At 69.9% G+C, this 25,104-nt stretch carries 25 protein-coding genes; 19 read left to right on the top strand and 6 right to left on the bottom strand.

The features are described from left to right. Positions 1-3 precede the first annotated feature (3 nt). Positions 4-711 carry an MBL fold metallo-hydrolase gene (locus tag ABZS64_RS30140; RefSeq protein ID WP_355836512.1) on the top strand — a complete coding sequence of 236 codons (708 nt, stop codon included), beginning with the start codon at positions 4-6 and terminating at the stop codon, positions 709-711. Between the two features lie 11 nt (positions 712-722). Further along, a complete protein-coding gene (gene hisS / locus ABZS64_RS30145; protein ID WP_355836515.1) occupies positions 723-1,985 on the top strand; it encodes a histidine--tRNA ligase in 1,263 nt (420 codons plus the stop codon). Between the two features lie 73 nt (positions 1,986-2,058). Here the strand turns inward: hisS and ABZS64_RS30150 are convergent, their stop codons facing one another. From ABZS64_RS30150 to ABZS64_RS30165, 4 genes are read right to left on the bottom strand one after another with little or no spacing between them, the layout of a single operon-like run. Continuing rightward, a complete protein-coding gene (locus ABZS64_RS30150) occupies positions 2,059-2,679 on the bottom strand; it encodes a response regulator transcription factor (protein WP_355836518.1) in 621 nt (206 codons plus the stop codon). After that, positions 2,676-3,917, bottom strand: coding sequence for a sensor histidine kinase (locus ABZS64_RS30155; RefSeq protein ID WP_355836520.1), 1,242 nt, complete (start codon positions 3,915-3,917; stop codon positions 2,676-2,678). The genes ABZS64_RS30150 and ABZS64_RS30155 overlap by 4 nt, the downstream gene beginning before the upstream one ends. Beyond that, positions 3,875-4,723, bottom strand: a complete 849-nt coding sequence (locus ABZS64_RS30160) for an ABC transporter permease (protein ID WP_355836523.1) — start codon at positions 4,721-4,723, stop codon at positions 3,875-3,877. Before ABZS64_RS30160 ends, ABZS64_RS30155 begins: the two co-directional genes overlap by 43 nt. Beyond that, complete coding sequence (locus ABZS64_RS30165) at positions 4,720-5,574, bottom strand: ABC transporter ATP-binding protein (RefSeq protein ID WP_355836526.1); 855 nt, start codon at positions 5,572-5,574, stop codon at positions 4,720-4,722. The genes ABZS64_RS30160 and ABZS64_RS30165 overlap by 4 nt, the downstream gene beginning before the upstream one ends. Before the next feature lie 136 nt (positions 5,575-5,710). Between ABZS64_RS30165 and ABZS64_RS30170 the strand changes: the two genes are divergently transcribed. Both ABZS64_RS30170 and ABZS64_RS30175 read left to right on the top strand, forming a co-directional pair. Beyond that, complete coding sequence (locus ABZS64_RS30170) at positions 5,711-6,343, top strand: vitamin K epoxide reductase family protein (protein WP_355836528.1); 633 nt, start codon at positions 5,711-5,713, stop codon at positions 6,341-6,343. 45 nt (positions 6,344-6,388) lie between these two features. Then, positions 6,389-7,738, top strand: coding sequence for a replication-associated recombination protein A (locus ABZS64_RS30175; RefSeq protein ID WP_355836531.1), 1,350 nt, complete (start codon positions 6,389-6,391; stop codon positions 7,736-7,738). 15 nt (positions 7,739-7,753) lie between these two features. On the opposite strand, the gene ABZS64_RS30180 is transcribed toward ABZS64_RS30175, so the two are convergent. Next, positions 7,754-8,476 (bottom strand): DUF2470 domain-containing protein, encoded by a 723-nt coding sequence (locus tag ABZS64_RS30180; RefSeq protein ID WP_355836578.1) that lies wholly within the window; start codon positions 8,474-8,476, stop codon positions 7,754-7,756. 188 nt (positions 8,477-8,664) lie between these two features. Here ABZS64_RS30180 and rpsD point away from each other — a divergent pair, with 188 nt between their 5' ends. Beyond that, positions 8,665-9,279, top strand: a complete 615-nt coding sequence (gene rpsD / locus ABZS64_RS30185; protein ID WP_355836534.1) for a 30S ribosomal protein S4 — start codon at positions 8,665-8,667, stop codon at positions 9,277-9,279. A 22-nt stretch (positions 9,280-9,301) separates the two neighbouring features. Here the strand turns inward: rpsD and ABZS64_RS30190 are convergent, their stop codons facing one another. After that, complete coding sequence (locus tag ABZS64_RS30190) at positions 9,302-11,491, bottom strand: regulator (RefSeq protein ID WP_355836535.1); 2,190 nt, start codon at positions 11,489-11,491, stop codon at positions 9,302-9,304. A gap of 158 nt (positions 11,492-11,649) precedes the next feature. Between ABZS64_RS30190 and ABZS64_RS30195 the strand changes: the two genes are divergently transcribed. The 14 genes from ABZS64_RS30195 to nusB all read left to right on the top strand — a co-directional run bounded on the left by ABZS64_RS30195 (position 11,650) and on the right by nusB (position 24,971). Next, on the top strand, positions 11,650-12,078 hold the full coding sequence (locus ABZS64_RS30195; RefSeq protein ID WP_355836537.1) for a DUF948 domain-containing protein: 429 nt from the start codon (positions 11,650-11,652) through the stop codon (positions 12,076-12,078). Between the two features lie 6 nt (positions 12,079-12,084). Further along, positions 12,085-12,420, top strand: coding sequence for a DUF6167 family protein (locus ABZS64_RS30200; RefSeq protein WP_355836540.1), 336 nt, complete (start codon positions 12,085-12,087; stop codon positions 12,418-12,420). Continuing rightward, the gene (alaS, locus tag ABZS64_RS30205) at positions 12,420-15,104 is read left to right on the top strand and encodes an alanine--tRNA ligase (protein ID WP_355836543.1); all 2,685 of its coding nucleotides are present in this window, start codon (positions 12,420-12,422) and stop codon (positions 15,102-15,104) included. The genes ABZS64_RS30200 and alaS overlap by 1 nt, the downstream gene beginning before the upstream one ends. Beyond that, positions 15,104-15,568 carry a Holliday junction resolvase RuvX gene (gene ruvX, locus ABZS64_RS30210; RefSeq protein WP_355836546.1) on the top strand — a complete coding sequence of 155 codons (465 nt, stop codon included), beginning with the start codon at positions 15,104-15,106 and terminating at the stop codon, positions 15,566-15,568. Before alaS ends, ruvX begins: the two co-directional genes overlap by 1 nt. Positions 15,569-15,673: 105 nt before the next feature. After that, positions 15,674-17,383, top strand: a complete 1,710-nt coding sequence (gene mltG / locus ABZS64_RS30215) for an endolytic transglycosylase MltG (protein ID WP_355836549.1) — start codon at positions 15,674-15,676, stop codon at positions 17,381-17,383. After that, positions 17,380-18,216, top strand: a complete 837-nt coding sequence (locus ABZS64_RS30220; protein WP_355836551.1) for a shikimate dehydrogenase — start codon at positions 17,380-17,382, stop codon at positions 18,214-18,216. The genes mltG and ABZS64_RS30220 overlap by 4 nt, the downstream gene beginning before the upstream one ends. Before the next feature lie 143 nt (positions 18,217-18,359). After that, positions 18,360-19,544, top strand: coding sequence for a chorismate synthase (aroC, locus tag ABZS64_RS30225; protein WP_355836554.1), 1,185 nt, complete (start codon positions 18,360-18,362; stop codon positions 19,542-19,544). Continuing rightward, positions 19,541-20,056 carry a shikimate kinase gene (locus tag ABZS64_RS30230; protein WP_355836557.1) on the top strand — a complete coding sequence of 172 codons (516 nt, stop codon included), beginning with the start codon at positions 19,541-19,543 and terminating at the stop codon, positions 20,054-20,056. The genes aroC and ABZS64_RS30230 overlap by 4 nt, the downstream gene beginning before the upstream one ends. Continuing rightward, complete coding sequence (gene aroB / locus ABZS64_RS30235) at positions 20,053-21,144, top strand: 3-dehydroquinate synthase (protein WP_355836560.1); 1,092 nt, start codon at positions 20,053-20,055, stop codon at positions 21,142-21,144. Before ABZS64_RS30230 ends, aroB begins: the two co-directional genes overlap by 4 nt. Further along, complete coding sequence (gene aroQ / locus ABZS64_RS30240) at positions 21,141-21,581, top strand: type II 3-dehydroquinate dehydratase (RefSeq protein WP_266489356.1); 441 nt, start codon at positions 21,141-21,143, stop codon at positions 21,579-21,581. The genes aroB and aroQ overlap by 4 nt, the downstream gene beginning before the upstream one ends. 123 nt (positions 21,582-21,704) lie before the next feature. Continuing rightward, complete coding sequence (locus tag ABZS64_RS30245) at positions 21,705-22,727, top strand: AAA family ATPase (RefSeq protein WP_355836564.1); 1,023 nt, start codon at positions 21,705-21,707, stop codon at positions 22,725-22,727. A 79-nt stretch (positions 22,728-22,806) separates the two neighbouring features. After that, positions 22,807-23,913, top strand: coding sequence for an aminopeptidase P family protein (locus tag ABZS64_RS30250; protein ID WP_355836567.1), 1,107 nt, complete (start codon positions 22,807-22,809; stop codon positions 23,911-23,913). Positions 23,914-23,973: 60 nt separating this feature from the next. Beyond that, the gene (efp, locus tag ABZS64_RS30255) at positions 23,974-24,540 is read left to right on the top strand and encodes an elongation factor P (RefSeq protein WP_355836570.1); all 567 of its coding nucleotides are present in this window, start codon (positions 23,974-23,976) and stop codon (positions 24,538-24,540) included. A 2-nt stretch (positions 24,541-24,542) separates the two neighbouring features. Then, positions 24,543-24,971 carry a transcription antitermination factor NusB gene (gene nusB, locus ABZS64_RS30260; RefSeq protein ID WP_355836572.1) on the top strand — a complete coding sequence of 143 codons (429 nt, stop codon included), beginning with the start codon at positions 24,543-24,545 and terminating at the stop codon, positions 24,969-24,971. Positions 24,972-25,104 lie beyond the last annotated feature (133 nt).

A 25,104-nucleotide genomic window follows, 5' to 3' on the forward strand; every position in this document is an offset into this window, starting at 1 on the left:
ATCGTGCTTATTGCCGGGTTCCCCGCCGGGGCCTGGGGGACCAACTGTTACCTGGTCGCCCCGGCCGCAGGCGAGGAGTGCGTGATCATCGACCCAGGCCACCAGGCCACCGAAGGCGTCGAGGAAGCACTCAAGAAGCATCGGCTCAAGCCCGTCGCCGTCGTCCTCACCCATGGCCACATCGACCATGTCGCCTCCGTCGTCCCTGTGTGCGGAGCCCATGACGTACCTGCGTGGATCCACCCCGCGGACCGGTACATGATGAGCGACCCGGAGAAGGCGCTGGGCCTTTCGATCGGGATGCCGCTCATGGGCGAGCTGACCGTGGGAGAGCCGGACGACGTCAAGGAACTGACGGACGGCGCCGAACTGCGCCTCGCCGGCCTCGGCTTCTCGGTCGCGCATGCGCCCGGCCATACCAAGGGGTCGGTGACGTTCCGGATGCCCGAGGCCGATGACATCCCGTCGGTCTTCTTCTCGGGCGATCTGCTGTTCGCCGGCTCCGTCGGACGCACGGACCTGCCCGGCGGCGACCACGCCGAGATGCTCGAGTCGCTGGCGCGTGTGTGCCTGCCGCTCGACGACTCGACCGTGGTGCTGTCCGGCCACGGCCCCCAGACGACCATCGGCCGCGAGCGTGCCGCCAACCCGTACCTTCGGGAAGTGGCCGTCGGCCTGGGAGCGGAACCCGCTCCTCGACGAGGAATGTGACGAGAGTTTCCGTGAGCACCTTTCAGGCCCCCAAGGGCACGTACGACCTGATCCCGCCGGACTCCGCGAAGTACCTCGCGGTGCGTGAGGCCATCGCCGCGCCGCTGAGGAACTCCGGCTACGGCTACATCGAGACGCCCGGCTTCGAGAATGTCGAGCTGTTCTCGCGCGGCGTCGGCGAATCGACCGACATCGTCTCCAAGGAGATGTACGTCTTCGAGACCAAGGGCGGCGACAAGCTGGCGCTGCGCCCCGAAGGCACCGCGTCCGTGCTGCGCGCGGCCCTGGAGGCCAACCTCCACAAGCTCGGCAATCTGCCGGTCAAGCTCTGGTACTCGGGCTCGTACTACCGCTACGAGCGCCCGCAGAAGGGCCGCTACAGGCACTTCTCGCAGGTCGGCGCCGAGGCGATCGGCGTGGAGGACCCGGCGCTCGACGCCGAGCTGATCATCCTGGCCGACCAGGCGTACCGCTCGCTCGGTCTGAGCCAGTTCCGGATCCTGCTCAACTCCCTGGGCGACAAGGAGTGCCGTCCCGTCTACCGGGACGCGCTGCAGGGCTTCCTGCGCGGGCTCGAGCTGGACGAGGACACCCGGCGGCGGATCGAGATCAACCCGCTGCGGGTTCTCGACGACAAGCGCGACGCCGTGCAGAAGCAGCTGGTGGGCGCGCCGATGCTGCGCGACTACCTGTGCGACGCGTGCAAGGCGTACCACGAGGAGGTGCGCGAGCTGCTGACCGCGGCGGGTGTCGCGTACGAGGACGACGAGAAGCTGGTGCGCGGCCTCGACTACTACACGCGCACGACCTTCGAGTTCGTCCACGACGGTCTCGGCTCGCAGTCCGCGGTGGGCGGCGGCGGCCGCTACGACGGCCTCTCCGAGATGATCGGCGGCCCGGCGCTGCCGTCGGTCGGCTGGGCACTCGGCGTGGACCGTACGGTCCTGGCGCTGGAGGCGGAGGGCATCGAGCTCGAACTCCCCGCCACCACAGGTGTGTTCGCGGTCCCGCTGGGCGAGGAGGCGCGGCGCGTGCTGTTCGGCCTCGTCACCGAGCTGCGCAAGGCGGGTGTCGCGACGGACTTCTCGTACGGCGGGAAGGGCCTCAAGGGCGCGATGAAGAGCGCGAACCGGTCGGGCGCGCGGTTCACGATCGTGGCCGGTGAGCGTGACCTCGCGGAGGGGGTCGTCCAGCTCAAGGACATGGAGAGCGGCGAGCAGGCGCCGGTGCCGCTGGCGGACGCGGTGACCGTGATCCGTGAACGCCTGGCCTGACGGGCGTGTCCTCAAACGCCGGAGGGGCTGAATTCAGCCCCTCCGGCGTTCCCGTCGCAGGCACCCCGCGCGGTCACAGCAACCCGTGCCGCATCGCGTTCGTCACCGCCGCCGTGCGGTCGTCCACGCCCAGCTTGCCGAAGATCCGCAGCAGATGCGTCTTCACCGTCGACTCCCCGATGTACAGCCGACGCCCGATCTCCGCGTTCGTGCACCCCTCCGCCACCAGCCTCAGCACCGCCGTCTCGCGCTCCGACAGCCTCGGCCGCTCCGGCTGTGTGCGCAGCTGGTCGACCAGGCGCGCAGCCACCGACGGGGCCAGCACCGTCTCGCCGCGGGCCGCCGCCCGTACCGCGTCGGCCAGTTCGCCGCGGGCGAGGTCCTTGAGCAGATAGCCCGCCGCGCCCGCCTCCACGGCGCGCAGGATGTCCGTGTCGGTCTCGTACGTCGTCAGCACGATCACCCGGCACGGCAGCCCGGCCGCCCGCATCCGGTTGATCGACTCGACGCCCCCGCCGCCCGGCATCCGCAGGTCCATCAGCACGATGTCCGGCTGGAGTTCGGCGCTCAGTGCCTCCGCCTGGGGTCCGCTCGAGGCCTCGCCGACGACCGTCAGATCGGGCTCGGCGCCGAGCATCCCGCGCAGGCCCTCCCGTACGACGGGATGGTCGTCGGCGAGCAGAATGCGGATCACGTACCGCTCCTATCGGGTAGTGGCAGTCGTACGGTGACAGTGGTGCCCCGGCCCGGCGTGCTGCGCACTTCCGCGTGGCCGCCGACCTCCGCGGCGCGGGCCCGCAGTCCGTTCAGCCCGTACCCCCGCAGCGGCACCGAATCGTCGAAACCGCAGCCGGTGTCCCGGACCGACACGGACAGCGAGGCATCGGAGTACGTGAGCGCGATGGCCACCGCCGAGTCGGGGCCCGCGTGCTTGGCGGCGTTGGCGAGGGCCTCCTGGCAGGTGCGCAGCGCCACCACCTCCAGCGCCATCGCCAACGGCTGCGAAACCCCCTTAACTTCGACGGATGCCGCCACGTCCTGGCGCGCGGCCAGCCTGCGCAGCGCGTCCGGCAGCGAACTGCCGTCCAGGTCCGCCGGTGCGCCACCCGCGACCAGGGCGCGTGCCTCGGCGAGGTTCTGCCGCGCGGTGTCCGCCATCAGCTCCAGATGGCGGCGCGCCTGCGGCAGATCCCGCTCCAGCTCCGAGTCCACCGCCTGCAGCAGCATCAGCACACTGGTGAAGCCCTGGGCGAGCGTGTCATGGATCTCGCGGGACATCCGCTCCCGCTCGGCCAGCGCGCCGCGGTCCGCCGAGAGGCGCGCGACCTCCTCGCGGCTGGCCTCCAACTCGCCGATCAGCGCGGCCCGTTCCTTGCTCTGGTCGATGATCCTGATGATCCAGCTGCCGAGGACCGCCGAGAAGACCAGGGTGACCACGGCGAACAGCGACTGGAAGAAGAGGGTCCGGCCGTCGGGCCGCCACAGCGCGGCCCACCCCACGACGGGGGCGATGTTGATGACTGCCACGATGATCAGGGCGAGCCGCATCCGCAGCAGCATGAAGCACTGCGGGACCAGCGCGAACGTGGCGATGCGTGTCTCGCCCACCAGGATCGCGGAAGCCAGGAAGAGCACCACAGCCCCGGCGATATAACGCACCGAATACCGCTCGTCCTCGCCCTGGGCCATCAACTCGGGCCGCCCGACCCACACGTACCAGGGAGCGAGCAGCACGAACAGCGCGGCCGAGACCACACGTACCGGCCAGGTGGAACTCGGTGCGCCGAGCGTGAAGATCAGCGTCGCCGCCCACACGACCGCGAAGTACACGTCCCAGGGCAGGAAGCTGCGGTCCCATACGTCGGAGTCGCGCGCCCCGGCCGGCTCGCTCAGCCGTCGCGCCGGCTCTTCCAGCGGAAGGTCAGCAGACACAGCACCAGTCCTCCGATGCACCAGGCGCCCAGTACCAGGGCGATACGGCCGTACTCCCAGCTGCCCGCCTGTTCCAGCACGGCGGCCGACTCGGGCAGAAACACCCCGCGCAGACCCTGGCACATCCATTTCAGCGGGAAGAGCGCGCCGACGTTCAGCATCCAGTCCGGGATGGTGTTGATGGCGATGTACACCCCGGAGATGAACTGCAGCACCAGGAAGGGGAGTACGACCACGGAGGTGGCACTCTGCCCGGACTTCGGCACACTGCTGATCGCGATACCGAGCAGCGCACACCCGGTCAGACCGAGGACGAATATCCAGCCGAAGGTGAGCCATTTGCCCACGCTGGTGGGCAGATCGACATCGTAGAACACGGTGCCGACCACCAGCAGCGCCGCCGTCTCGAGCAGCCCGGTGACCAGGACCAGCCACACCTTGCCCAGGAAGTACGCGGCGGGCGGCATCGGCGTCCCGCGCAGCCGCCGCAACTGCTTCTCGTCCCGCTCGATCGCGATGGAGATGCCCAGCGACTGGAAGCTGGTCGACATGATGCCTGCCGCGATCATCGCCGGCACATAGAGCTGCGACGCGGTGATGCCCGCGCCCTTCACGTCGTCGCTGAAGATCGACGCGAAGAGGAAGAGAAAGACGATCGGGAACGCGAAGGTGAAGATGGCCTGTTCGCGCTGGCGGAAGAACGCCCGAACCTCGAGCCCCCCGCGCAGCAGCCCCAGCCGCCACGCCCCGGGAAGCTGGGGGGATGTGCTGCGTACGCCGCTCTTCAGGTCCGTGACCGTGGTCATCGCGCCGCCTCCTGTCCGGTGAGCCGCAGATAGACGTCTTCGAGGGTCGGCCGGCTGATCAGCAGGCCCGGGATCTCGCCGTCGAAACGGTGCATGAGCTCGGCGACGGTACGGGTCGGGGTCTCCGTGTGCTCGGAGCGCGGCGCGCCGTCCGGCTCCGTCCAGGCGACCGTGGCGTGTGTGCCGTACTCCTCGCGCAGGCCGGACGGAGTGCCCTCGGCCACCACCTTGCCCGCGGCGATCACCGCGAGCCGGTCGGAGAGGACCTCGGCCTCCTCCAGATAGTGCGTGGTCAGGACGATGGTCGTGCCCTCGTCCGCCAGCCGCCGGATCAGCTCCCAGAATCGGCGGCGCGCACCGGGGTCGAAGCCGGTCGTGGGCTCGTCGAGCAGCAGCAGTTCGGGACCGCCGATGACGCCCAGCGCCACATCCAGCCGGCGCCGCTGCCCGCCGGAGAGCGCCTTGATCCGGCTCGACGCCTTCTCATCCAGGCCCACCAGCGAGATGACCTCTTCGGGGTCGCGCGGTTTCGGGTAGTAGCGGGCGAAATGGGACACGGTCTCCCGGACCGTCAACTCTGCGGGTGCGGATTCGTCCTGCCAGACGATGCCGATCCTGGACCGCCATTGGCGGTTTCCGGTCGCCGGATCCGAGCCGAGTACGGTCACCTCGCCCGCGTCCCTTGAGCGGTGTCCCTGGAGGATCTCCACCGTGGTGCTCTTGCCCGCGCCGTTGGGGCCGAGAATGCCGAAGACCTCGCCCCGGTTGATGCCCAGGTCGAGATCGTCCACCGCTGTCACATCGCCGTACCGCTTGCGCAGTCCGCGTACGTTCACCGCGAGTTCTGTCATGGCTATGAGCTTGCTCGCAGGGTGAGTCCTGCGGGACGACCGTCCGTACATCCTTATGTCCATCGAACGGTGGACACGGGTGCGGGTGCGGCAGAATGACCGTGCCCCAGCAGGCTACTGAGCGATGGAACGGGATATGACGACTGCAGCGGTTGACGACGTGTCCGCCGAGCAAGGGAACGGCTCCAAGGGCACGATCGGCGGCGGTCGTCCCTTCGCGTGGCTGCTGGTGATCACGGGTGCGGCGGGTCTGCTGGCGTCGTGGGTGATCACGATCGACAAGTTCAAGCTGCTGGAGGACCCGAGTTTCACGCCGGGGTGCAGCCTGAATCCGGTGGTGTCCTGCGGGAACATCATGAAGAGCGGGCAGGCGTCGGCGTTCGGGTTCCCCAATCCGATGATGGGGCTTGTGGCGTACTCGGTGGTGATCGCGATCGGGGTGGCGCTGCTGGCGGGGGCGCGCTACCGGCGCTGGTACTGGCTGGGGCTCAATGCCGGGTGCCTGTTCGGGGTCGGCTTCTGCACCTGGCTGCAGTACCAGTCGCTGTACGAGATCAATGCGCTGTGCCTGTGGTGCTCGCTGGCCTGGGTCGCCACCATCGTGATGTTCTGCTACGTCACGTTGCACAACATCGAACACCGGATCATCAAGGTCCCCGACGGACTGCGCAAGGGACTGCTGGAGTTCCACTGGATGCCGCCGGTGCTGTGGATCGGCATCATCGGCATGCTCATCCTGACCCGCTGGTGGGACTTCTGGACCAGCTGACGGGGTCAAGGGGGACTGTCAGTGGCCTGACATAGGCTTCACAGCGTGGAGCCCGACCTCTTTACCGCCGCAGCCGAAGAACGCCAGGAGAAGGATCCGTCCAGCAGCCCCCTGGCCGTCCGGATGCGCCCGCGCACCCTCGACGAAGTCGTCGGCCAGCAGCATCTGTTGAAGCCCGGATCGCCGCTGCGCCGGCTCGTCGGCGAGGGCGGCGGCGGTCCCGCGGGACCCTCGTCGGTGATCCTCTGGGGCCCGCCGGGCATCGGCAAGACCACCCTTGCATATGTCGTCTCCAAGGCGACCAACAAGCGCTTCGTCGAGCTCTCCGCGATCACTGCCGGAGTCAAGGAAGTGCGGGCCGTCATCGACGGCGCCCGCCGGGCCGCGGGCGGCTTCGGCAAGGAGACCGTCCTCTTCCTCGACGAGATCCACCGCTTCTCCAAGGCCCAGCAGGACTCCCTGCTGCCCGCCGTGGAGAACCGCTGGGTGACGCTGATCGCCGCCACCACCGAGAATCCGTACTTCTCGATCATCTCCCCACTGCTCTCCCGCTCCCTGCTGCTCACGCTGGAGTCGCTCACCGACGAGGACCTGAGCGGACTGCTGCGCAGGGCGCTCACGGAGGAGCGCGGCCTGGGCGGTGCCGTCGGCCTGCCCGCGGACGCCGAGGCCCATCTGCTGCGGATCGCGGGCGGCGACGCCCGCCGGGCGCTGACCGCGCTCGAAGCGGCCGCGGGCGCGGCGATCGACAAGGGCGAGCAGGAGATCAGCCTCCAGACCCTTGAGGAGACCGTCGACCGCGCGGCGGTGAAGTACGACCGCGACGGCGATCAGCACTACGACGTGGCCAGCGCCCTGATCAAGTCCATCCGGGGCTCCGACGTCGACGCCGCGCTGCACTATCTGGCCCGCATGATCGAGGCGGGGGAGGACCCCCGCTTCATCGCGCGCCGTCTGATGATCTCGGCGAGCGAGGACATCGGCCTCGCCGACCCGACGGCCCTGCCCACCGCGGTCGCCGCCGCCCAGGCCGTGGCCATGATCGGCTTCCCGGAGGCCGCGCTCACCCTCAGCCACGCCACGATCGCGCTGGCGCTCGCCCCCAAGTCGAACGCGGCCACGACGGCCATCGGCGCGGCCCTCGCGGATGTGCGGGCGGGGCTGGCCGGAACGGTCCCGCCGCATCTGCGCGACGGCCACTACAAGGGCGCGGCCAAGCTCGGCCATGCCCAGGGCTATGTGTATCCGCACGATGTCCAGGGCGGGATCGCGTCGCAGCAGTACGCCCCGGACGAGATCCACGGCAAGCGCTACTACGAGCCGACGCGGTACGGAGCGGAGGCTCGGTACGCCGACGTGGTCGAAAAGGTCCGCGAGCGCCTGCGCGGCGAGTAGCCGGGGATCTGGACGTCAGTGCGACGCGGCCTCGAAGAGTGTGTGCATGGCCCGGCGCAGCTCCACCACGTCGCGCACCGGCGTGGGGAAGTCGAAGCGCGCGTCGAAGCTCTGTCCGCCGACGAAGCGCACCCGCAGCCCGAACCGGTCGAGCGCCAGCGGTACCGCCCGCTGAGCGTTCGCGCCCGCGTCCCCCCAGCCTTCGGTCGGGGGGACCCCCATCGCCCTTCGCTCGCCCAGTAGCCCGCAGAGCGCCTGCACCTGCTCGCTGTGCGCGGAGTGCAGATGCTGCAGCAGCTCCGTCTCGTGCGCGACGAGAGGATCGACGGACGCCTGCGCGAAGTCCTCCGGCTCGACGCTCGAAGCTCCCCACAGATCGTCCACGCACGCCTCTCCCACTTCGAGGCGCAGCATCATGCCGCCGGGCTCGGCCACACCCGGTGCGCAGGTGAGCCGGCCGGAGACCCAGGCGCGGCCGCGGATACGATGGGGCACCGAGACCGGTGCGACATCGGTGATCTCCAGCACAGCGGCGAGCTCGTCGTCCTGCGCGTGCGTGGCGGCGCGTACGGCCGGTGAGTCCGCGGGAAACAGCAGGAACACCTCGCCGTCCTGACCCACGACCCGTGCCTGCGGGGTCAGCTGCTCGGAGCGTGCGGCGTCCACCCCCGGGATGAGCAGCACCGCGGAGCATGTACTCTGTACGAGAGTTCGTGTGCGCTCGGCTGCTGACGGCATCCGCGCGATTTCAAGCCCGCTGGGACGCGGCTGACCATGAGCTGATCGGACCTCCGTCGCCTCGACGCCATTGGATGCGTCGACGTTCTTCGTGCTGTCCGTGATGCGCTTGGTGTTCCCAGGGCGAGACATGCGATCTCCTTGAGTAAGGTGAGCCTAACCTAACCTACAACGGAGGTCTGGAGAACGTGCCTAACCAGTCGCGTCCCAAGGTCAAGAAGTCTCGCGCGCTCGGTATCGCGCTGACGCCGAAGGCTGTCAAGTACTTCGAAGCCCGCCCCTACCCGCCGGGCGAGCACGGCCGTGGCCGCAAGCAGAACTCGGACTACAAGGTCCGTCTGCTCGAGAAGCAGCGTCTGCGCGCCCAGTACGACATCAGCGAGAAGCAGATGGCGCGCGCCTACGACCGCGCCAAGAAGGCCGAGGGTAAGACGGGCGAGGCGCTGGTCGTCGAGCTCGAGCGTCGCCTCGACGCCCTCATCCTGCGTTCGGGCATCGCCCGCACCATCTACCAGGCCCGTCAGATGGTCGTCCACGGCCACATCGAGGTCAACGGTGGCAAGGTCGACAAGCCGTCATTCCGCGTCCGTCCCGACGACGTCGTGATGGTCCGCGAGCGCAGCCGCGAGAAGACCCTCTTCCAGGTCGCGCGTGAGGGTGGCTTCGCCGCCGACGGCGAGACCCCGCGCTACCTGCAGGTCAACCTGAAGGCCCTGGCGTTCCGCCTGGACCGTGACCCGAACCGCAAGGAAGTTCCGGTCATCTGCGACGAGCAGCTGGTCGTCGAGTACTACGCCCGCTGATCACGGCGTAGCTCACAGCGCTTCAGCCCGCCGCTTCCCCGCCCTTTCCGGTGGGGGAGCCGGCGGGCTCTCGCGTTTCCAGGGCCGACGGACGGACCGAGCGCTGCCGGCCCAGCTGCGGACGCGGCCGCTCCGGTGCGGAAAGCGCGCGTTTCACCGCCGCCTCCAGGCAGAGCCCGCGGCCCTCCCGAACACACGCCGCGTAGCGCTCGGCACCCAGCACCTCGCCCGCCTGCTGCTCGCACAGGGCACGCGGGGCGCTGAAGTAGCCCGAGCCGAAGAGCGGCATACCGACCGCGTCCCACAGCGGAGCGGCCGCACCCTGGAGCACGGCGGCCTCGGCCGGATCGCCCTCGCTCGCCGTCACCAGGGCCAGCAGCTCGATCGCCAGCACCAGACCGACCAGGTCGTTGAACCGGTGGTCGATGGTGATGCACTCCGACAGCAGCTCCCGTGCCCGGGAGTGCTCACCCCCGGTCCACGCCGCGTAGGCCAGGACGTACAGCGCATAGGCGCGGGTCCACAGCTCGCCGCGCTCCTCGCAGATCTCGTGGACCTCCTCGCACAGCGCGACCGCGGCGTCCAGACGGTTCTGGAAGACCAGAGCCATCGCGAGCTCGACCTGTCCCATCAGCACATTGCTGTTGAGCTCGCCGATGTCCCGGTACGAGGCGAGGGCGGCGCCCAGCAGTTCCTCGGCGCGGGGCATGTCGTCGGACAGCAGCGCCAGACAGCCCCTGCGATGCAGGGCGTACGCCGCTGCCACGGGGTTGTCCGTCAGAGCGGCCTCCTCGGCGCACTCGTGCAGCGCGCCCGCGGCCGCCGCACTGTCGCCCTGCAGGATCGCCACATAGCCGAGCACCCACAGCGCCTTCAGCCGCGATTCCACATGCTCGCCCTCCAGCGCGAGCGCCCGGGCCAGCCAGTGCCTGCCCTCGGCGAGACGGCCGCAGCCGACCCAGTAGAACCACAGCGTCCCCGCCAGATACTGGCCGAGATGTGCCTCCTCCGGGCTGTCCAGGCAGAGCTCCAGCGCGGCCCGCAGATCCGGCAGTGCGCTCTCGGCGCAGGCCGCGACCTCCGGCTGGCGGGGACTGAACCAGTCCAGCTCGCACCAGGTGGCCAGGCCCATGTACCAGTCGCGGTGCCGCTTGCGCATCCGCTCGGCGTCCCCGAGCGCCTCCAGCCAGTCGGCGCCGTACGCACGCACCGTGTCCAGCATGCGGTAGCGCACACCCACCGCCGTCTCCTCGCGGGAGATCACCGACTGGGCGAGCAGCTCGCCGACCACATCGAGTACGTCGTCGGCGGGCAGATCGGGCCCGGTGCAGATGTACTCGACCGCCTCCAGGTCGAAATGTCCGGCGAAGACCGAGAGACGTGCCCACAGCAGCCGCTCCTGCGGCGTGCACAGCTCATGGCTCCAGCCGATCGCCGTACGCAGCGTCTGGTGGCGTGCCAGCGCACCCCTGGTGCCACCGGTCAGCAACCTGAACCGGTCGCCGAGGCGGTGCAGCAGCTGATCGAGACCGAGCGCGGGCAGCCGCCCCGCGGCCAGTTCCAGTGCGAGCGGGATCCCGTCGAGGCGGCGGCAGACCTCTAACACCTGGGCGCGGTTGGTGTCGGTCAGCCGGAAGTCCGGCAGTGCGGACGCGGCGCGATCGGAGAACAGCCGTACGGCGTCGGAGTCGCTGAGCGGAGCCAGCGGGAAGACGGTCTCGCCGTCCAGCCGCAGGGGTCTGCGGCTCACGGCGAGCACGGTCAGGCGGGGTGCCTGGCGCAGAAGGTCGCGTACGAGTTCGGCGCAGTCGTCGACGAGCTGCTCGAAACCGTCCAGGACGAGCAGGAGTTGGCGTCCCGCGAGGTGGTCGGAGAGGACATCGCGTGACGGCCGGCTGGTCTGGTCGGTGATGCCGAGCGCCTCGACGAGAGTGTGCGGCACCAGTTCGGGATCGCGAAGGGTGGAGAGCTCGGCGAGCCTGACGCCGTCGACGTACCGATTCTGCAGTGCGGTGGCACCGTGGGCCGCGAACCGTGTTTTCCCGACGCCGCCCGCCCCGGTCACCGTGACCAGACGGGAGTCGCCGAGGAGGCGGCGCAGGCCGGCCAGTTCTTCGTCCCGACCCACGAACCGGTTCAGTTCTGCCGGGAGATTGCCCCGAACAGGAGGGTGGTCGCCGGGGGATGAGCAGGAGCGATGGTCAGGTCGCATGAGACACGCAGCGTACCCGCGTGTTTGCACTCCGTACAATCGCGATGCGCAACTCCCCTCCTCCCCGGCGGTAATGCGGTATGGGGTGCGACCCTGGGCGCGATAGGGTCGGAGGACGATTTCCGAGGTGTCCATCGACGAGCAGAGAGCGGTGCAGCGTGACCGGTGGAGAGGTTGCCGGGATCCTGGTGGCCGTCTTCTGGGCGATCTTGGTCTCCTTCCTCGCCGTGGTGCTGGTGAGGCTGGCCCAGACGCTCAGGGCGACCACCAAGCTCGTGGCGGACGTGACCGAGCAGGCGGTTCCTCTGCTGGCCGACGCCTCCGCGACGGTGCGCTCCGCACAGACCCAGCTCGACCGGGTCGACGCCATCGCGACGGACGTCCAGGAAGTCACATCGAATGCATCGGCGCTCTCCACGACGGTCGCATCGACATTCGGCGGGCCGCTGGTCAAGGTCGCCGCGTTCGGCTACGGCGTGCGCCGGGCCATGAGCCGCAAGGGCGACGACGTACCGGCCGCCCAGTCGCGTCGTACCGTGATCGTCGGCCGTACCGTGCCGTCGGCCCGGCGTAAGCGGAAAGGCTGACGCACCATGTTCCGCCGCACGTTCTGGTTCACCGCCGGCGCCGCAGCCGGCATCTGGGCCACAACCAAGGTCAATCGCAAGCTCAAGCAGCTGACCCCCGAGAGCCTCGCGGCGCAGGCCGCGAACAAGGCGATCGACGCGGGCCACAAGCTCAAGGACTTCGCACTCGACGTCCGGGCGGGCATGGTCCAGCGCGAGGCCGAACTGGGCGAAGCGCTCGGCATCGAGGCACCGGTCGACCCCGAACTGCCCGAGCAGCGCCGCTACGCCGCGATCGACCGGCCGGGTCCTTCCAACGACAAGCACTCCTACAACTCGTACAACCGGAATGAGGACCACTGATGGAGTCGGCTGAAATCCGCCGCCGCTGGCTGAGCTTCTTCGAGGAGCGCGGGCACACCGTCGTGCCTTCGGCGTCGCTCATCGCGGACGACCCGACTCTGCTGCTGGTCAACGCGGGCATGGTTCCCTTCAAGCCGTACTTCCTCGGCGAGACGAAGCCGCCCGCCCCGCGCGCCACCAGCGTGCAGAAGTGCGTCCGTACGCCGGACATCGAAGAGGTCGGCAAGACCACCCGGCACGGCACCTTCTTCCAGATGTGCGGCAACTTCTCCTTCGGCGACTACTTCAAGGAAGGCGCCATCAAGTACGCCTGGGAGCTGCTCACCAGCTCCGTGGCGGACGGCGGCTTCGGCCTGGAGCCCGAGAAGCTCTGGATCACCGTCTACCTCGACGACGACGAGGCCGAGCAGATCTGGCGCGAGCAGATCGGCGTACCGGCCGAGCGCATCCAGCGCCTGGGCAAGAAGGACAACTTCTGGTCCATGGGCGTCCCCGGCCCCTGCGGCCCGTGTTCGGAGATCAACTACGACCGCGGTCCCGAGTTCGGTGTCGAGGGCGGCCCGGCCGTCAACGACGAGCGCTACGTGGAGATCTGGAACCTGGTCTTCATGCAGTACGAGCGCGGCGCCGGTGAGGGCAAGGAGGACTTCCCGATCCTCGGCGACCTGCCGTCGAAGAACATCGACACCGGTCTGGGTCTCGAGCGTCTCGCCATGATCCTGCAGGGCGTACAGAACATGTACGAGACCGACACCCTGCGCGTGGTCATGGGCAAGGCCACCGAACTGACGGGCGTGCGCTACGGCGACAAGCACGACACCGACGTCTCGATGCGCGTGGTCGCCGACCACATCCGTACGTCCGTGATGCTCATCGGTGACGGCGTCACCCCCGGCAACGAGGGCCGCGGTTACGTCCTGCGCCGCATCATGCGCCGCGCCATCCGCAATATGCGGCTCATGGGTGCCACCGAGCCGGTCGTCCAGGACCTGGTCGACGTCGTGATCAAGACGATGGGCCAGCAGTACCCGGAGCTCATCACCGACCGCAAGCGCATCGAGACGGTGGCCGGCGCCGAGGAGGCCGCCTTCCTCAAGGCCCTCAAGGGCGGCACGAACATCCTCGACACCGCCGTCACCGAGACCAAGGCCTCCGGCGGCACTGTCCTTCCCGGCGACAAGGCCTTCCTGCTCCATGACACCTGGGGCTTCCCGATCGACCTCACGCTGGAGATGGCCTCCGAGCAGGGCCTCTCGGTGGACGAGGACGGCTTCCGCCGTCTCATGAAGGAGCAGCGGGAGCGCGCCAAGGCCGACGCCAAGGCCAAGAAGACCGGCCACGCCGACCTCTCCGCCTACCGCTCGGTCGCTGACACGTCCGGCTCCACGGAGTTCACCGGCTACACCTCCACCGAGAGCGAGTCGACCATCGTCGGCCTGCTCGTCGACGGTGTCCCCTCGCCCGCCGCCACCGAGGGCGACGAGGTCGAGGTCGTCCTCGACCGCACCCCCTTCTACGCCGAGGGCGGCGGCCAGCTCGCCGACCAGGGCCGCATCAAGCTCGACACCGGCGCCGTCATCGAGGTCCGCGACGTCCAGCAGCCGGTCCCGGGTGTCTCCGTGCACAAGGGCTCGGTGCAGGTCGGCGAGGTCACGGTCGGCGCCTCCGCCTACGCCGCCATCGACACCAAGCGCCGCCGTGCCATCGCCCGTGCCCACAGCGCCACGCACCTCACCCACCAGGCGCTGCGCGACGCCCTCGGCCCGACGGCCGCCCAGGCCGGTTCGGAGAACTCCCCGGGCCGCTTCCGCTTCGACTTCGGTTCGCCCGCCGCCGTCCCCGGCACGGTCCTCACCGACGTCGAGCAGAAGATCAACGAAGTGCTCGCCCGTGAACTCGACGTCCAGGCCGAGGTCATGAGCATCGACGAGGCCAAGAAGCAGGGCGCCATCGCCGAGTTCGGCGAGAAGTACGGCGAGCGGGTGCGCGTCGTCACCATCGGCGACTTCTCCAAGGAGCTGTGCGGTGGCACGCATGTGCACAACACCGCCCAGCTCGGCCTGGTGAAGCTGCTCGGCGAGTCCTCGATCGGCTCCGGTGTGCGCCGTATCGAAGCCCTCGTCGGCGTCGACGCCTACAACTTCCTCGCCAGGGAGCACACGGTGGTCGCCCAGCTCCAGGAGCTGGTCAAGGGCCGTCCCGAGGAGCTTCCCGAGAAGATCTCCGGCATGCTCGCCAAGCTCAAGGACGCCGAGAAGGAGATCGAGAAGTTCCGCGCGGAGAAGGTGCTCGCCGCCGCCGCCGGTCTCGCCTCGGGTGCCAAGGACGTACACGGCGTGGCTGTGGTCACCGGACAGGTGCCGGACGGCACCTCCGCCGACGACCTGCGCAAGCTGGTACTCGACGTCCGCGGCCGGCTGAATCAATCGTCGGGGGCGGGTGACCGCCCGGCCGTCGTGGCCCTGTTCACCGTCGCCAACGGCCGCCCTCTGACCGTCATCGCCACCAATGAGGCCGCCCGCGAGCGCGGTCTCAAGGCCGGCGATCTGGTCCGTACGGCCGCCAAGACCCTCGGCGGCGGCGGTGGCGGCAAGCCGGACGTCGCCCAGGGCGGCGGCCAGAACCCGGACGCCATCGGCGACGCCGTGGCCGCCGTCGAGCGCCTCGTCACAGAGACCGCCTGATGCGCAGAGGCCGTCGCCTCGCGCTCGATGTCGGGGACGCCCGTATCGGGGTCGCTTCGTGCGACCCCGACGGGGTCCTCGCGACCCCGGTGGAGACCGTGCCGGGGCGCGATGTCCCGGCCGCCCACCGGCGCATCAGGCAGCTCGTCGACGAGTACGAACCGATCGAGGTCATCGTCGGCCTTCCCCGCTCCCTCAGCGGCGGGGAAGGCCCGGCCGCGGTCAAGATCCGCGGCTTCGCACAGGAACTCGCGAACGGCATCGCTCCCGTTCCGGTCCGACTGGTCGACGAGAGGATGACCACAGTGACGGCCAGTCAGGGGCTGCGCGCTTCGGGCGTGAAGTCCAAAAAAGGCCGTTCCGTCATCGACCAGGCTGCCGCTGTGGTGATCCTTCAGAACGCTCTGGAGTCCGAACGGGCGTCGGGGGCTGCGCCCGGCGAGGGCGTCGAAGTGGTTGTCTGATCGCGATACGGTAACGTTCCGCGCGATGCGGCGGTGTTTCGAACAGCTGCCGCACAGCAAAGAGGCCGGCCCGTTCCGCGTCTGCCTCGCGGCCCTAGGGGATCGATGACTGAGTATGGCCGGGGCTCTGGCTCCGAACCGTGGCATCCCGAGGACCCCTTGTACGGGGACCAGGGATGGGGAGGACAGCAGGCCGCAGCCGGCCAGACTCCGCACGGCGGCCAGCCGCAGCAGCAGTACCCGCAGCAGCCGCAGCAGCCGCAGCAGCCGCAGCAGTACGGCAACCAGCAGGACCCGTACCAGCAGCAGTACAACCAGCAGCAACAGCAGCAGCAGCAACAGCAGTACAACCAGCAGCAACAGCAGCAGTACAACCAGCAGCAACAGCAGCAGTACAACCAGCAGCAGTACAACGGCGGCTGGGACACCGGCCAGCACCCCGCCATGCCGTACGGAGCGGGCCCTGCCGACACCTACGGCGGCCGGCAGCCCGGCTACGGCAGCCAGCAGGAAGCCGACTACTACGCCACTCCCGAGGCCTACCCGCCGCCGCAGCCCCCCGGCCGCCGCCAGGCCGAGCCGCAGCCCGCTCCCACCGACTGGGACGCCGAGGCGCAGCAGGAGGAGACCCACCCCTTCTTCACCGGCGACGACGGCCGTGACGACGACAGCGAGTACGACGACGACCCGAGCGAGTCGCGCCGGGGCGGCGGCCGTGAGCGCCGTGGCAAGACGAAGAAGAAGAGCCGCAACGGCTGTGCGTGCCTCGTGGTCGCGCTGGTTCTCGCGGGCGGCCTCGGCGGTGTCGGTTACTTCGGCTACCAGTTCTGGCAGGGCCAGTTCGGCGCGGCCGAGGACTACGCGGGTGCCGGAAGCGGGCAGACGCAGGTCGAGATCCCCAAGGGCGCGGGCCTGCTGGAGATCGGCAACATCCTCAAGACGGCCGGAGTCGTCAAGAGCTCGGGCGCCTTCGTCGCCGCCGCCGACGGAAAGAGCATCGAGGCCGGCGTCTACCTGCTCGCCAAGGGCATGTCCGGCAAGAACGCCGTGGACCTCATGCTCGACCCGAAAAGCCGCAACAACCTGATCGTCACTCCCGGCAAGCGCAACTCCTGGGTCTACGAGCAGATCGACACGCGTCTCGGTATCAAGGCGGGCACCACCAAGAGCGTCGCGCTTGCGAAGGCGAAGACCCTTGGCCTGCCCGAGTGGGCCGACGACAACAAGGACATCAAGGACCCGCTGGAAGGATTCCTCTACCCCGCGACCTATCCCGTCGCCAAGGGCATGAAGCCGGAAGCCGTCCTGCAGAAGATGGTCGCCCAGGCGACCCAGGAGTTCGGCAAGAAGGACCTCAAGGCCGAGGCTGCGCGGCTGGGCCTGAAGACGCCGCTCCAGGTGATCACGGTCGCGAGCCTCGTCCAGGCCGAAGGCAAGTACAAGCACGACTTCGACAAGGTCTCGCGGGTCGTCTACAACCGCCTCAAGCCGAACAACGCGGAGACGGTCGGACGCCTCGAGTTCGACTCGACGGTCAACTACATCAAGAGCGAGAGCAAGCTCGACACCGGCGCCGTCAACGATCTGCGGAAGATCAAGGATCCGTACAACACGTACGACATCAAGGGGCTGCCCCCGGGGCCGATCGGTAACCCGGGTCTGGACGCCTTCGGCTCGGCCCTCAGCCCGACCCCCGGGCCCTGGTACTACTTCGTGTCGATCACCGAGGACAAGACGCTCTTCGCGGTCACCAACGCGGAGCACGAGCGGAACCGGAAGAAGTACGAACAGCAGCAGGAGAAGAACAGCCAGTGAGCACGACGAAGCGGCGCGCGGCGGTCCTCGGATCGCCGATCGCCCACTCGCTCTCCCCGGTGCTGCACCGCGCGGCCTATGCCGAACTCGGCCTCGACGACTGGTCGTACGACCGCTTCGAGGTCGACGAGGCCGGGCTGCCGGCCTTCGTGGAGGAGCTCGACGACTCCTGGGCCGGTCTTTCGCTGACCATGCCGCTCAAGCGCGCGATCCTGCCGCTGCTCGACGGCATCAGCGACACCGCCGCCTCGGTCGAAGCCGTCAATACGGTGGTCTTCAGGGAGGACGGCCGCCGTCTCGGTGACAACACCGACATCCCCGGCATGATCGCCGCGCTGCGTGAGCGAGGTGTCGACAAGGTCGATTCGGCCGCCGTGCTCGGCGCGGGTGCGACGGCGTCGTCCGCGCTCGCGGCGCTCGCGCGGATCTGTACGGGACCGGTCGTCGCCTGCGTACGCAGTGCCGCCCGGGCCGACGAGATGCGCGGCTGGGGCGAGCGGCTCGGCGTCGATGTCGTCATCGCCGACTGGGCCGAGGCCGCGACGGTGCTGGAGGCACCGCTGGTCATCGCCACCACTCCGGCGGGCGCGACCGACGCACTCGCGGCCGAGGTGCCCGAGCGGCCGGGAACGCTGTTCGACGTGCTCTACGAGCCCTGGCCGACGGCCCTGGCCGCCGCGTGGTCGCAGCACGGCGGAGACGTGGTCGGCGGCCTCGACCTCCTGGTCCACCAGGCGGTTCTCCAGGTCGAACAGATGACGGGCCGGACCCCCGCACCGCTCGCCGCCATGCGGGCCGCCGGGGAGCGGGCGCTGAGCAGCGGAGCCGCGTGAAATGCTGAGGCGCGTTCGGGCGTCCGGGTGATGGACCGGAGACCGGGTCAAGGGCGTGGACGTGGGAGGATCGGGGGAGGCGGGCCAGGGCCGCGCACCCGGTCGCGCCGTCGCAGTTCCAGGCGCGAGCAGGAGGAGCACCGTTGAGCAGGTTGCGTTGGCTGACGGCGGGGGAGTCGCACGGACCCGCACTGGTGGCGACGCTGGAGGGTCTTCCCGCCGGTGTGCCGATCACCACCGAGATGGTGGCGGACCACCTCGCGCGGCGTCGCCTCGGTTACGGCCGCGGTGCCCGGATGAAGTTCGAGCGCGACGAGGTCACCTTCCTCGGCGGCGTACGGCACGGCCTGACGATGGGCTCGCCCGTCGCGGTCATGGTGGGCAACACCGAGTGGCCGAAGTGGGACAAGGTCATGGCCGCGGACCCGGTCGACCCCGACGAGCTCGCCCAGCTGGCCCGGAACGCCCCGCTGACCCGGCCCCGTCCCGGTCATGCCGACCTCGCGGGCATGCAGAAGTACGCGCTCGACGAAGCCCGGCCGATCCTGGAGCGCGCCAGCGCCCGTGAGACGGCGGCCCGGGTCGCGCTGGGCGCCGTTGCCCGCTCGTACCTGAAGGAGACGGCGGGGATCGAGATCGTCTCCCATGTCACCGAACTGGCCGCGGCGAAGGCGCCGTACGGCGTGTACCCGACCCCTGCCGACGTCGAGAAGCTGGACGCAGACCCGGTGCGCTGCCTGGACGCCGACGCATCGAAGGCGATGGTCGCGGAGATCGACCAGGCCCACAAGGACGGCGACACCCTGGGCGGTGTCGTCGAGGTGCTGGCCTACGGAGTGCCGGTCGGCCTCGGCTCGCACGTGCACTGGGACCGGCGGCTCGATGCCCGGCTCGCGGCCGCGCTGATGGGGATCCAGGCCATCAAGGGTGTCGAGGTCGGCGACGGCTTCGAGCTCGCCCGGGTGCCCGGTTCCCAGGCCCATGACGAGATCGTTCCGGGACCGGACGGGATCCGGCGTTCGACCGGCCGCTCCGGCGGCACCGAGGGCGGCATGTCCACGGGCGAGCTGCTGCGCGTACGGGCCGCGATGAAGCCGATCGCGACCGTCCCGCGTGCGCTGGCCACCGTCGACGTTGCCACCGGCGAGGTCGCGGCCGCGCACCACCAGCGTTCCGACGTCTGTGCCGTACCGGCGGCCGGGATCGTCGCCGAGGCGATGGTCGCGCTCGTCCTCGCGGACGCGGTCGCGGAGAAGTTCGGCGGCGACAGCGTCGGCGAGACCCGGCGCAACGTGCAGTCGTACCTCGACAACCTCCACATCCGGTGAGCGTCCCGCTGATCGTCCTGGTCGGGCCCATGGGCTCGGGCAAGTCCACCGTCGGCGAGATGCTCGCCGAGCGGCTCGGCGTGCCCTACCGGGACACCGACGCGGATATCGTCGCGGCCCAGGGCCGGGAGATCTCGGACATCTTCGTCGACGAGGGCGAGCCGTACTTCCGTGAGCTCGAACGGCAGGCTGTACGGGCCGCGGTCGCCGAGCACCCGGGCGTACTGGCCCTCGGCGGCGGCGCGATCCTCGACGACTCGACCCGCGAGCTGCTCGCAGGGCTCCCCGTCGTCTATCTGTCGCTGGACGTCGAGGAAGCGGTCCGACGGGTCGGTCTGAACCAGGCGCGCCCGCTGCTCGCCGTCAACCCGCGCCGCCAGTGGCGCGAGCTGATGGACGCACGCCGGCATCTGTACACGGAAGTCGCGCGCGTCGTCGTCGCCACCGACGACCGCACCCCCGAAGAGGTCGCCCAGGCGGTCCTCGACGCTTTGGAGCTGAAGGACGTATGACGGACCAGGCAGTGACCCGTATCCAGGTCGGCGGCACGGAAGGCTCCGATCCGTACGAGGTGCTGGTCGGCCGGCAGCTCCTCGGCGAGCTGCCCGGGCTCATCGGCCGTGCCCAGCGCGTGGCCGTACTGCACCCCGAGGCGCTCGCCGGGACGGGTGAGGAGATCCGCGAGGACCTGGCATCGCAGGGCTTCGAGGCCATCGCGATCCAGCTGCCGAACGCGGAGGAGGCCAAGACCGTCGAGGTCGCGGCGTACTGCTGGAAGGCGCTCGGCCAGACCGGCTTCACCCGCTCCGACGTCATCGTCGGCGTCGGCGGCGGCGCCACCACCGATGTCGCCGGGTTCGTCGCGGCGACCTGGCTGCGCGGGGTGCGCTGGATCGCCGTACCGACGACGGTGCTCGGCATGGTCGACGCGGCGGTCGGCGGCAAGACCGGCATCAACACCGCCGAGGGCAAGAACCTCGTCGGGGCCTTCCACCCGCCCGCCGGGGTGCTGTGCGACCTCGCAGCGCTCGACTCGCTGCCCGTCAACGACTACGTCAGCGGCATGGCCGAGATCATCAAGGCCGGTTTCATCGCCGACCCCGCGATCCTCGACCTCGTCGAGTCCGACCCGCAGGGCGCGCGTACCCCCGCGGGACCGCACACCGCCGAGCTGATCGAGCGCTCCATCAGGGTCAAGGCGGAGGTCGTCTCCAACGACCTCAAGGAGTCGGGCCTGCGGGAGATCCTCAACTACGGTCACACGCTCGCCCACGCCATCGAGAAGAACGAGCGCTACAAGTGGCGGCACGGCGCGGCCGTCTCGGTCGGCATGGTGTTCGCCGCCGAACTGGGTCGTCTCGCAGGGCGGTTGGACGACGCGACCGCCGACCGGCACCGCTCCGTCCTGGAGTCCGTCGGGCTGCCGCTGACCTACCGCGGCGACCAGTGGCCCAAGCTCCTGGAGACCATGAAGGTCGACAAGAAGTCCCGCGGCAATCTGCTGCGGTTCATCGTCCTCGACGGCCTCGCCAAGCCCACCGTGCTGGAGGGCCCGGACCCGGCGGTGCTGCTCGCTGCGTACGGGGAGGTGTCCGCGTGACCCGTCAGGTGCTGGTACTCAACGGCCCCAACCTCGGGCGGCTCGGCTCCCGCGAGCCCGACGTCTACGGTGCGACCTCCTACGCGGGCCTGGTGGAGACCTGCCAGGAACTCGGCAAGGAACTCGGCTTCGATGTCGACGTCCGGGAGACGAACGACGAGGGCGAGATGATCCGCTGGCTGCACGAGGCCGCGGACGGCTCAATTCCGGTCGTTCTCAACCCCGGTGCCTTCACGCACTACTCGTACGGGATGCGCGACGCGGCCGCCCAGCGGACCGCCCCGCTCATCGAGGTGCACATCTCGAATCCGTACACCCGTGAGGCATTTCGGCACACTTCGGTGGTCGCGGCGGTCGCCAGCGGCACGATCGCGGGCTTCGGCATCGGCTCGTACCGGCTCGCTCTGCGGGCGCTGGCCGAGGAGTTGACTGGCTGACAGGGCACTTCGGGCCGCGCCCGGCCGTTCCCACTGGGGGCGGACGGGCAGGTACCGTTCGGTAGCAGGGCGGCCGGGACGGCGCCTGACCAGCGTCAGTCGTACGAGACGGAGTGGCACCGGATGCAGCACGCAGTGGGGGCCGGATGGACACACAGCGCCCACCACCCGGGGCCGCCGCCCGGGGCTCCCGCCGGACCTCCGCCGGGCGCGCCCGCGGGCCCTCCGCCGCAGCACCAGCCGCCGGGCGCTCCCGCCGGGCCACCGCCGCACGGTCAGCCGCCCGCCGGGCGCCCGCCGCAGGGCCGGCCCGGACCACCTCCTGGCGCGCCGGCCTGCCCTCCGCCGCCGCAGGGGCAGCCGCCCGCCGGGCCGCCCCCGGCACCCGCGCATCCCGGGACACCCGCTGGACCGCCCCCCGCCGGGCCGCCGCAGACGCGCGGCGGGCGTCCCGCCCCCGGCTGGACCGGGCCCACCCCCCGGCACGCCTCCGCCCCGCCGTCCCGTGACACGACGGGGCACATCCAGCTGCCGCCCGGCGGACCGGTTCCCATACCCGCGCCGCCCCCGGCCGACAGCGGCACCGGCACGGCCACCCTCGCCGTCCTCCTCATCGGCCCGGCCGGAGCGGGCAAGACGACCGTGGCCCGCCACTGGGCCGCGGGCCGCCGCGTCCCCACCGCGCACATCAGCCTCGACGACGTACGCGAATGGGTCTGCTCGGGCTTCGCCGACCCCCAGTCGGGCTGGAACGACCACTCCGAGGCGCAGTACCGCCTCGCCCGCCGCACCTGCGGTTTCGCCGCCCGGAACTTCCTGGCCAACGGAATTTCCTGCGTCGTCGACGACGCGGTCTTCCCCGACCGCCCGGTCGTCGGCCTCGGCGGCTGGAAGCGCCATGTCGGCCCCGGACTGCTGCCCGTCGTGCTGCTCCCCGGCCTTGAGATCGTGCTCGAGCGCAACGCCGAGCGCAGCGGAAACCGACGTCTCTCGGACGAGGAAGTCGCCAGCATCCACGGCCGGATGGCCGGCTGGTACGGATCGGGGCTGCCGATCATCGACAACTCCAAGTACGACGTGGAGACCACCGCCCGGGTGCTCGACGACGTTCTGGCCCGGTCCATCGCCAGCCCGCCGAACTGGTAGCCCGCGCACCCCGCCGTGCCCACCCCCGGTCGGACGCGCTGACCAGGCCGGGCCGCGCCACCGCTCGTAGGCTCGGAACATGTCAGAGGTGTTTGGGACCCGCCGCGGCCGGCTGCGAGACCGGTGCGCGGCCACCGGCAGCGCCGGGGTTCTGGTCTCCCGCCCCGCGAACGTCCTCTATCTCGCGGGCGGAGCGCCGCCCGGCGCCGTCCTGCTGCTCGGCCCCGGCGAAGACGTCCTGCTCTGCCCCGGCACGCCCACCGGCGATCCCGCCGACGGCCGCCCCGACGAACAACTGCGGCTGACCGTCCTGCCCACCTCGGCCGGTGACCCGGCGGTGGCCGCCGCCGAGCAGGCGCGCATCGCGGGCGTCGAGTCGCTCGCCGTCGAGGAGCACCATCTGACCGTCGCCCGCCACCGAGCGCTCGGCTCGGTCGCGCCGCGGCTGCGCCTCGCCGACCTCGGGCTCGCCGTCGAGCAGCAGCGCGTCGTCAAGGACGAGGAGGAGATCGCCTGCCTGCGGATCGCGGCCGAGATCGCCGACCAGGCCCTCGGGGAACTGCTGGAGTCGATCCTGGTGGGCCGTACCGAGCGGCATCTGGCCCTGGAGCTGGAGCGGCGGCTCGTCGACCACGGCGCCGACGGCCCCGCCTTCCCGACCTCGGTCGCCACTGGTCCCAACTCCGGACGAGGCGGTCATCGCCCCTCCGACCGACGGGTCGAAGAGGGTGATTTCCTCTCCGTATGCGTCGGTGCGAACTACCGCGGCTACCGCTGCGAGATCGGCCGTACGTTCGTCATCGGGACGACCCCCGCGGACTGGCAGATCGAGCTGTACGACCTCGTATTCGCCGCTCAGCGGGCCGCCCGGGAGTCTCTCGCACCGGGCGCCGCGTACCGCGATGTGGACCACGCGGCCCGCCAGATCCTGGACGCGGCGGGCCATGGCGAGGGCCTCGCACCCCTCACCGGGCACGGCGTCGGGCTCGAAATCGACGAGGACCCGCAGCTCGCCCCCGCAGCCATGGGTAAACTGGACGCTTGTGTGCCGGTCACCGTCGAACCGGGGGTCCACCTCCCGGGCCGGGGCGGGGTCCGGATCGATGACACGCTCGTCGTGCGCCAGGAGGCGGACGGCGGACCCGAGCTACTCACCATCACGACCAAGGAGCTGCTCGCGCTCTAGCTCTGCTGCAGCGCGCTTCCTCGGTCGTCCACCAGCGTCAGTCCAGGAGATTCCGCAACCGTGGCTTCCACGAACGACCTCAAGAACGGCATGGTGCTCAAGCTCGACGGAGGCCAGCTCTGGTCCGTCGTCGAGTTCCAGCACGTCAAGCCCGGCAAGGGCCCTGCCTTTGTGCGCACCAAGCTGAAGAACGTGCTCTCCGGCAAGGTCGTCGACAAGACGTTCAACGCCGGCGTGAAGGTCGAGACGGCCACCGTCGACCGCCGCGACATGCAGTTCTCGTACATGGACGGCGACTACTTCGTCTTCATGGACATGCAGACGTACGACCAGCTGCACATCGACCGCAAGGCCGTCGGTAACTCTGCCAACTTCCTGATCGAGGGCTTCACCGCCAGCGTCGCGCAGCACGAGGGCGAGGTGCTCTATGTCGAGCTGCCCGCCGCCGTCGAGCTGACCATCCAGCACACCGACCCGGGCGTCCAGGGCGACCGCTCCACCGGCGGCACCAAGCCCGCCACGCTGGAGACCGGTTTCGAGATCGGCGTCCCGCTCTTCATCACCACCGGTGAGAAGATCAAGGTCGACACCCGCTCCGGTGAGTACCTCGGCCGGGTGAACAGCTAACCGTGGCTGCCCGGAACAAGGCCCGCAAGCGCGCCTTCCAGATCCTCTTCGAGGCCGACCAGCGCGGTGCGTCCGTGCAGACGGTCCTCGCGGACTGGGTCCGGCACTCGCGGACCGACGACCGGCAGCCGCCGGTCGGCGAGTACACCATGGAGCTCGTCGAGGGGTACGCGCAGTACGCGGACCGGATCGACGACCTCATCGCCACCTACGCCGTCGGCTGGACCCTGGACCGGATGCCGGTCGTCGACCGCAACATCATCCGGCTCGGCGCGTACGAGCTGGTGTGGGTGGACGAGACCCCGGACGCGGTGGTGATCGACGAGGCGGTACAGCTCGCCAAGGAGTTCTCCACCGATGAGTCCCCGTCGTTCGTGAACGGTCTGCTCGGCCGTTTCAAGGACCTCAAGCCGAGCCTGCGACGCGACTAGGTGCCCGTCGGGGCTCCGCCCCGAAACCCGCACCTCAAACGCCGGCGGGGCTGGAAAGACCCAAACACCCCGCGGTAGTATGTTGGTGAACCCAAGATCACACCACAGAACACCAGTCACAACCACAAAAAAA

Origin of the sequence: Streptomyces sp. NPDC005408 (assembly GCF_040606445.1) — a bacterium.
Classification (GTDB): Bacteria; Actinomycetota; Actinomycetes; order Streptomycetales; family Streptomycetaceae; genus Streptomyces.

Bases quoted from the DNA above. Each gene is read 5' to 3' on its own strand.
- ABZS64_RS30160 (WP_355836523.1), bottom strand. From the start codon at position 4,723: ATGACCACGGTCACGGACCTGAAGAGCGGCGTACGCAGCACATCCCCC.
- ABZS64_RS30165 (WP_355836526.1), bottom strand. From the start codon at position 5,574: ATGACAGAACTCGCGGTGAACGTACGCGGACTGCGCAAGCGGTACGGC.
- ABZS64_RS30170 (WP_355836528.1), top strand. From the start codon at position 5,711: ATGACGACTGCAGCGGTTGACGACGTGTCCGCCGAGCAAGGGAACGGC.
- ABZS64_RS30180 (WP_355836578.1), bottom strand. From the start codon at position 8,476: ATGCCGTCAGCAGCCGAGCGCACACGAACTCTCGTACAGAGTACATGC.
- ABZS64_RS30190 (WP_355836535.1), bottom strand. From the start codon at position 11,491: ATGCGACCTGACCATCGCTCCTGCTCATCCCCCGGCGACCACCCTCCT.
- ABZS64_RS30200 (WP_355836540.1), top strand. From the start codon at position 12,085: ATGTTCCGCCGCACGTTCTGGTTCACCGCCGGCGCCGCAGCCGGCATC.
- alaS (WP_355836543.1), top strand. From the start codon at position 12,420: ATGGAGTCGGCTGAAATCCGCCGCCGCTGGCTGAGCTTCTTCGAGGAG.
- ruvX (WP_355836546.1), top strand. From the start codon at position 15,104: ATGCGCAGAGGCCGTCGCCTCGCGCTCGATGTCGGGGACGCCCGTATC.
- mltG (WP_355836549.1), top strand. From the start codon at position 15,674: ATGACTGAGTATGGCCGGGGCTCTGGCTCCGAACCGTGGCATCCCGAG.
- aroB (WP_355836560.1), top strand. From the start codon at position 20,053: ATGACGGACCAGGCAGTGACCCGTATCCAGGTCGGCGGCACGGAAGGC.
- ABZS64_RS30245 (WP_355836564.1), top strand. From the start codon at position 21,705: ATGCAGCACGCAGTGGGGGCCGGATGGACACACAGCGCCCACCACCCG.
- ABZS64_RS30250 (WP_355836567.1), top strand. From the start codon at position 22,807: ATGTCAGAGGTGTTTGGGACCCGCCGCGGCCGGCTGCGAGACCGGTGC.